Source organism: Cellulomonas sp. GbtcB1 (genome assembly GCF_019091725.1).
Lineage (GTDB): Bacteria > Actinomycetota > Actinomycetes > Actinomycetales > Cellulomonadaceae > Cellulomonas.
Genome location: NZ_JAGXJG010000141.1, coordinates 1 through 598 on the forward strand (window position 1 = coordinate 1; position 598 = coordinate 598).

Genomic DNA, 598 nt, shown 5'->3' on the forward strand with positions numbered 1-598 from the left:
GGCGCCCCCGCGGGCCGCGCCTGGGCGTACCGGCCCACCAAGTGGCTGCCCGAGCCGCAGCTGCTCCGCCGGCTCGGCGCCTCCGTGGCCGAGCCGCTGACCGGCGCGCGGGTGACCGCGATGAACGACCAGCACACGTTCCTCGTCGTCGACCCCGCCGCGGGCGTCCGGGTCGGGGACGCGGTCCGGCTCGGGCTGGCCCACCCGTGCACGACGTTCGACAAGTGGCGCGGGATCGTGACGGTCGACGACGACCTGGCCGCCGAGCCGCGGGTGACCGGGCTGGTCGAGACGGCGTTCGGGTGAGCCTCGCCGACCCCGGTGCCCGGCCGCACGACCTGCTGCTCCGCGGCGGGCTGGTCGTCGACGGCAGCGGAGCCGATCCCGTGACCGCCGACGTGCTGGTGCGGGGCGGCCGGGTCGCCGCGGTCGGGCGGGTGGCGGCCGCGGACGCCGCGGGGGCCCGGGTCGTCGCCGCCGACGGGCTCGCGGTCGCCCCGGGCTTCGTCGACATGCACGCGCACCCCGACCTGGCGGTCCTGGTCGACGGCGACCACCTCGCGAAGACCACCCAGGGCGTCACGACCGAGGTGCTGGG

General features: G+C 78.4%; 2 pseudogenes. Both read left to right on the forward strand.

The features are described 5' to 3' along the window. Positions 1-306, forward strand: a pseudogene (locus KVT14_RS20080) (hypothetical protein); the annotation flags it as partial. Continuing rightward, positions 303-598, forward strand: a pseudogene (locus tag KVT14_RS20085) (amidohydrolase family protein); the annotation flags it as partial. The pseudogenes KVT14_RS20080 and KVT14_RS20085, both read left to right, overlap by 4 nt.